This is a genomic window from Ruoffia tabacinasalis, from assembly GCF_005864045.1.
Taxonomy (GTDB): domain Bacteria; phylum Bacillota; class Bacilli; order Lactobacillales; family Aerococcaceae; genus Ruoffia; species Ruoffia tabacinasalis.
In genome coordinates, this window is record NZ_VBSP01000076.1 from 1 (window position 1) to 5,397 (window position 5,397).

Genomic DNA, 5,397 nt, shown 5'->3' on the forward strand with positions numbered 1-5,397 from the left:
AATAGAAAAATAACTTGTTTAGAATAAAAAAAGCCAAAGACGCCTCTTCTTCACACTATTTCATGTGAAGAAGAGGCGTCTTTATATAACGATAGGAATTCATTTCCCCTTAACTTAATGACATTGAGATTATGTGGGTTTTATCTTTGTGCCAGAAACCAAGCGGTATGTGAAGCCTGACTTAGCGGCAAGTTTTAGACGTGATTTAGCGGCGGATATTCAAACGGTGGGCGTTTTTGTAAATGCCCCAATTGAAGAGATTGTGGCGATTTGTCAGGCGGGGACTATTGATTTAGTCCAGTTACACGGCGAAGAAGACCAGGCTTATATTGCACATTTGAAGGGTCAAGTTGACCAACACATTATCAAATCGGTTGCGGTTGGGGATGAATTGGTGGTAGATCAAAATCAAGCTGACTATTTATTATTCGACAGCTTGAGTCCTAGCCGCGGTGGTTCAGGGAAGATATTTGATTGGCAAATGGTGTCAGCATACCAAGAGAAGCCCTCTTTTCTGGCTGGAGGTCTAGGGATTGGAAATATTGAAGAGGCCTTAAAAGTGGTCCGACCATATGCGGTAGACGCGTCGTCGTCACTTGAAACAGACGGGGTAAAGGATCCAGTGAAAATGCAGAAATTCGTAGCGAAAATACGGGAGGTAACACATGACTAATGGTAGATTTGGCGACTTTGGTGGCCAGTATATTCCAGAAACCTTGATGGCTGAAGTGCAACGGGTGGAGGAAGCCTACAATTTTTATAAGAATGATGAGGCATTTCAGGCGGAGTTGACGACTTTATTAAATGATTATGCTGGTCGTCCGTCGCGTTTATATTATGCAGAGAATATGACGGCTGATTTAGGCGGGGCCAAGGTCTATTTAAAAAGAGAAGACCTGAACCATACCGGGTCGCACAAAATTAATAATGTCCTAGGGCAAGCCTTGTTGGCGAAAAAAATGGGGAAAACCCGTTTAATTGCAGAAACTGGGGCTGGTCAGCACGGGGTGGCGACAGCAACAGCGGCGGCCTTGTTGAAGATGGAATGTGAAATTTTTATGGGGCAAGAAGATACAGACCGCCAAGCTTTGAATGTCTTTCGGATGGAATTGTTAGGGGCTAAGGTTAACAGTGTGGCTAAGGGGACCAAAACCTTGAAGGATGCGGTGAATGAAACCATGCGTGAATGGAGTAACCGGGTGGAGGATACCCATTATGTTCTAGGTTCTGTCATGGGGCCTCATCCATATCCAACTATGGTGCGTGACTTCCAAAGTGTGATTTCTCGTGAAATTAAAGATGAATTCCAGAAAAAACACGGGCAATTACCGGATGCGGTCATTGCTTGTGTGGGTGGTGGGTCTAATGCTATTGGGACTTTCTACCACTTTATTGAAGATGAAGGAGTTCGGTTAATTGGGTGTGAGGCGGCTGGAAAAGGCATTCATACCACTCAACATGCAGCGACTATTGCTAAGGGGACGAGAGGTATTTTCCACGGTATGAAGAGCTTGTTTTGCCAAGATGAATATGGTCAAATTGCACCAGTTTATTCTATTTCAGCGGGGCTTGACTACCCAGGCATCGGCCCAGAACACGCCCGTTTAAATGAAGTTGGGCGCGCTGAATATGTACCGGTAACAGACGATGAAGCGGTAGCTGCCTTCGAATATTTATCTAGAATAGAAGGGATTATTCCAGCGATTTAATCAGCACATGCTGTGGCTTACGCTAAGAAGCTGGCCCCAACCATGTCACCAGACCAAAGCATTGTGATTTGTTTATCAGGACGCGGGGACAAGGATGTGGCAGCCATTGCCCGTTATAAAGGAGAAGAGATTCATGAGTAAAATAGCTGAAGCATTCCAAGATAAAAAAGCCTTTATCACCTATTTGATGGCAGGCGATCCCAACCTGGACCAATCAGCTGAAAATATCCTAGCTGCCCAAGAAGCAGGGGCTGACCTGATTGAAATCGGGATTCCATTTTCAGATCCAATCGCTGAAGGACCAGTCGTAGAAAATGCGAGCGTTCGGGCCTTATCAGCAGGGGTGCGCTTGAATAATGTCTTTGATATGGTGGCTGATTTAAAAGATAAAATACATGTACCATTAGTTTTTATGACTTACTTAAACCCAGTTTTTGTTTACGGTTATGACAATTTCTTCGCCAAGTGTCAGGAAATTGGTATTTCGGGTATTATTATCCCTGATTTACCTTTTGAAGAACAAGAAGAAGTTAAACTAGTTGCTAGCCAATATGGGATTGAAGTGATCACTTTGATAGCCCCAACGTCAAAAAAACGAATTCGAGCGATTGCTAAAGAGGCGGAAGGGTTTATTTATTTAGTATCTTCAATGGGGGTAACTGGGGTCCGTTCAAATATCACAACGGATATTTCAGCTATGGTTGCTGAAATTCGGACAGTTTCAGATATTCCAGTAGCAGTTGGCTTTGGTATCAACCGACCTAGTCAGGTTAAAGATATTGCAGCTAAAGCAGATGGCGTGATCGTAGGGAGTGGGATTGTGCGTCTAGTGGAAACCCACGGTGAAAAAGCAAAGCCTTACATTTACGACTACATCCATGAAATGCAAGCCGCTTTAAGATAGGATGTGAGACAGGGCGTTCAGACAGGAGATGATGGAAGAATAGTGACGTATCACACAAAGTGTGATGCAAACTATTCTGAAGCAGAAACCTGTCTATCCTGAAGAGCTCAACTTGCAGTGGGACCACCCAGAGCCGAAGTCTCTGAGCTTGGCTGACGACTCATTCTGTAAGGCTTAAAGTCCGTAACAGAATGATGTGGGTCAGTCATCCTCTTTCACTGCTAAGGCATGCTAGGAAGTTTCGTCCGTAGTAGCTGATAACTATTCACCCATTTCCAATCACGGTTTTACTATCATAACTGAATAATTGTAAAAGGAGTTAGTGAACTAAAAGCTAGCTTCTTTTTTACTGGATAGTATTTTACCTGATAAGAGAATGTCTTTAAAGCGATTTCTTGACTATTTTTGCATGGAAGAGTTGCGAATTTTAAATAGATACTTGCAATATACAGTCTGACTGTATATAATCTAACTATACAGTTCAACTGTATATAATGAATAAGGGATGATCATCATGCGTAACAGCGCTTTACCACTTACAGAAACAACCTATTTAATTTTATTGAGTTTACTAGAACCACTTCATGGCTATGCCATTATCAAAAATGTGGAGGAACTAAGCGACAATCATGTCAAAATTGCAGCAGGTACAATGTACGGTGCATTAGACAATCTTTATAATCAGGCTTGGATTGAGGAAGTAGCTAGCGAAAATAAACGACGAAAAGTTTATCAAATTACAGAAAAAGGAAAAGAAGTACTTGAAGCAGAAATTGGTAGATTATCCAATTTAACTGCATTAGGTTATCGATTGTTTAATTAAGAGAGAAGGGGTACTATGTATAAATCAACATATAAGTTTAAATTATTCTTATTTGCAGATATTGAAAAAGAAGAAACATGGATAAACGCACAAAGACATAAACATTTATATCTAGCTAGCATACCTATTGGCTCCATACTATATCGTTTTCGTGAAGCTGAAACCGACTTCGTCCCAATTACGCGGATTGATTTTCGTGAATTCAAGCACAAAGCAGCATATGAAAACTACTTATCTTTATATGAAGACGGTGATTGGTACCATATTTATGGTAATCGCTGGAATGGTCTGCAATATTTTAGACAGGATAATCCAAGCGGAAATAGCATCTTATATTCTGATGAAGACTCGAAAGCACAGTTATACCTAAGATACGCCAAGTACTTAGTGACCTTATTTATCTGTTTTTTACCAATCATATTAAATCTAGAACTAGTAGATTTATTAAACTTCTATACTTTTAAATCAGCCTACTTAACACCAGGACTATGGCAAATGACAGGGGCTAAATTCTGGAGTGCATTTGCCTTCGAAACCCCATTTGCCCTAACGAGAGTTTTTTCTGGTTGGTTACTTGTCATATTAGTTGCCTCATTCTTATTGGGCTCATTTATTAACTGGCACCGCTATAAGAAATTACGAGATGAAATAGCTAATTTATAGATTTTTTCCGATATGTTAGCATATAAGGTATGTAACACTGTGACGATTAAAAAGGTTAGATACCATATTGGAGGTTAACGTGGAACGAATACGAGAATACAATTTGCTTGAGGATAAGAAGGTAATTATTGGCATAAATATCGCTGCGCTACCACTCTTCTTGTTGGGCATTTTGATATTTAGAGGGCTCTCTATATAGGATTCAATTAATTTATATCCGGAATCTTTAGCCCAGTATTTTATAAATGCCCTTATATTCCTTGCTTGTTATTTTGCGGTGATTATTATCCATGAATTAATCCATGGTCTCTTTTTCAAAGTATTTTCAGAAACAGGTAAGGTAACATTTGGCTTTAAAAATGGGATGGCATACGCAACGAATCCTGGCAGTAAATATACCTGGTGGCAGTTTTTAATCATTGTCTTAGCACCTTGTGTGTTCATTTCATCTGTCTTATTTATCCTTTATCAATTCACTTGGATAAATACACTCTTTTTTATCGCTATGGGTAGTATGCATTTCGCAGGTTGTGTAGGTGACCTTTGGTATGCTTTACTGATCATGAAATATGGTAATAAGTATTATGAAGATACTGAAGTTGGTATTTCAATATGGACGAAAGACTAATAAAAAGGCGTTACCTTAGAAAAAATAGGGTAACGCCTTTTAATATTCTAAAGAAGATTATTTTTTACGTTTTACTTCGATGCGATAACCATCTGGGTCAGTCACGAAGAAGTATGATGGTGTGCCACCTGAAAGGCCTTTTAAGTCACCAGTTTCATAGGCAGAAGCTTTACAAGTTTCATGCATTGCTTCTAAATCATCAACAGTAACACCTAAATGACTAAAGCCGTCTCCAATAGTATATGGCTCTGCATCATAGTTGTATGTTAACTCGATTTGAACAGAAGATCCTGGAGAATTTAAGTAAATTAAATCAAATTTATTTTCAGGAAACTCTCTACGACTCGCTACCTCAAAATCAAATAGGTTCGTATAAAAATCTAAAGTAGCGTCAATATCTCTCACACGTAAACAAATTTCAACAAGTACTTGGCTCATTCTATTACCTCCATAAGTTTTATAAATAATTGCTTAGCACAAATTCTATTACTATTCATTCAATATGAATAATAGAGTATATTCCATAAATATTTTCCTTAATTTATGAGAGTGTAAAATATCTTGTGTAAATAGAAAAAAGGAAGCCCCTTCTGTAGAATAGAGTTACCACACTACATTCACAGAAAAGAGGACTTCCCTATGAACAATCTTACTACAGATATCTTACAGA

At 39.3% G+C, this 5,397-nt stretch carries 6 protein-coding genes and 1 pseudogene; 6 read left to right on the plus strand and 1 reads right to left on the minus strand.

Features of this window, described 5'->3' with window-relative positions:
* Positions 1-133: 133 nt before the first annotated feature.
* The 6 genes and pseudogenes from FEZ33_RS11775 (at position 134) to FEZ33_RS11800 (ending at position 4,727) form a co-directional block, all read left to right on the plus strand.
* Entirely contained in the window at positions 134-673 is a 540-nt protein-coding gene (locus FEZ33_RS11775; RefSeq protein WP_138405564.1) for a phosphoribosylanthranilate isomerase, read from the plus strand.
* Positions 666-1,850, plus strand: a pseudogene (gene trpB / locus FEZ33_RS11780) (tryptophan synthase subunit beta). The gene FEZ33_RS11775 and the pseudogene trpB overlap by 8 nt, the downstream one beginning before the upstream one ends.
* The gene (gene trpA / locus FEZ33_RS11785) at positions 1,843-2,613 is read left to right on the plus strand and encodes a tryptophan synthase subunit alpha (protein WP_138405565.1); all 771 of its coding nucleotides are present in this window, start codon (positions 1,843-1,845) and stop codon (positions 2,611-2,613) included. The pseudogene trpB and the gene trpA overlap by 8 nt, the downstream one beginning before the upstream one ends.
* Before the next feature lie 511 nt (positions 2,614-3,124).
* Entirely contained in the window at positions 3,125-3,436 is a 312-nt protein-coding gene (locus FEZ33_RS11790; RefSeq protein ID WP_138405569.1) for a PadR family transcriptional regulator, read from the plus strand.
* A gap of 15 nt (positions 3,437-3,451) precedes the next feature.
* On the plus strand, positions 3,452-4,099 hold the full coding sequence (locus FEZ33_RS11795; RefSeq protein WP_138405566.1) for a DUF2812 domain-containing protein: 648 nt from the start codon (positions 3,452-3,454) through the stop codon (positions 4,097-4,099).
* 277 nt (positions 4,100-4,376) lie between these two features.
* Positions 4,377-4,727: a DUF3267 domain-containing protein gene (locus tag FEZ33_RS11800; protein WP_171031397.1), complete on the plus strand. Its 351-nt coding sequence runs from the start codon at positions 4,377-4,379 to the stop codon at positions 4,725-4,727.
* A gap of 57 nt (positions 4,728-4,784) precedes the next feature.
* Here FEZ33_RS11800 and gloA read toward each other — a convergent pair whose 3' ends face one another.
* The gene (gene gloA, locus FEZ33_RS11805) at positions 4,785-5,165 is read right to left on the minus strand and encodes a lactoylglutathione lyase (RefSeq protein ID WP_138405568.1); all 381 of its coding nucleotides are present in this window, start codon (positions 5,163-5,165) and stop codon (positions 4,785-4,787) included.
* Positions 5,166-5,397: the final 232 nt, after the last annotated feature.

Excerpts from the sequence above, each read along its gene's own strand:
- trpA (WP_138405565.1), top strand. The coding sequence starts at position 1,843 with ATGAGTAAAATAGCTGAAGCATTCCAAGATAAAAAAGCCTTTATCACC.
- FEZ33_RS11795 (WP_138405566.1), top strand. The coding sequence starts at position 3,452 with ATGTATAAATCAACATATAAGTTTAAATTATTCTTATTTGCAGATATT.
- gloA (WP_138405568.1), bottom strand. The coding sequence starts at position 5,165 with ATGAGCCAAGTACTTGTTGAAATTTGTTTACGTGTGAGAGATATTGAC.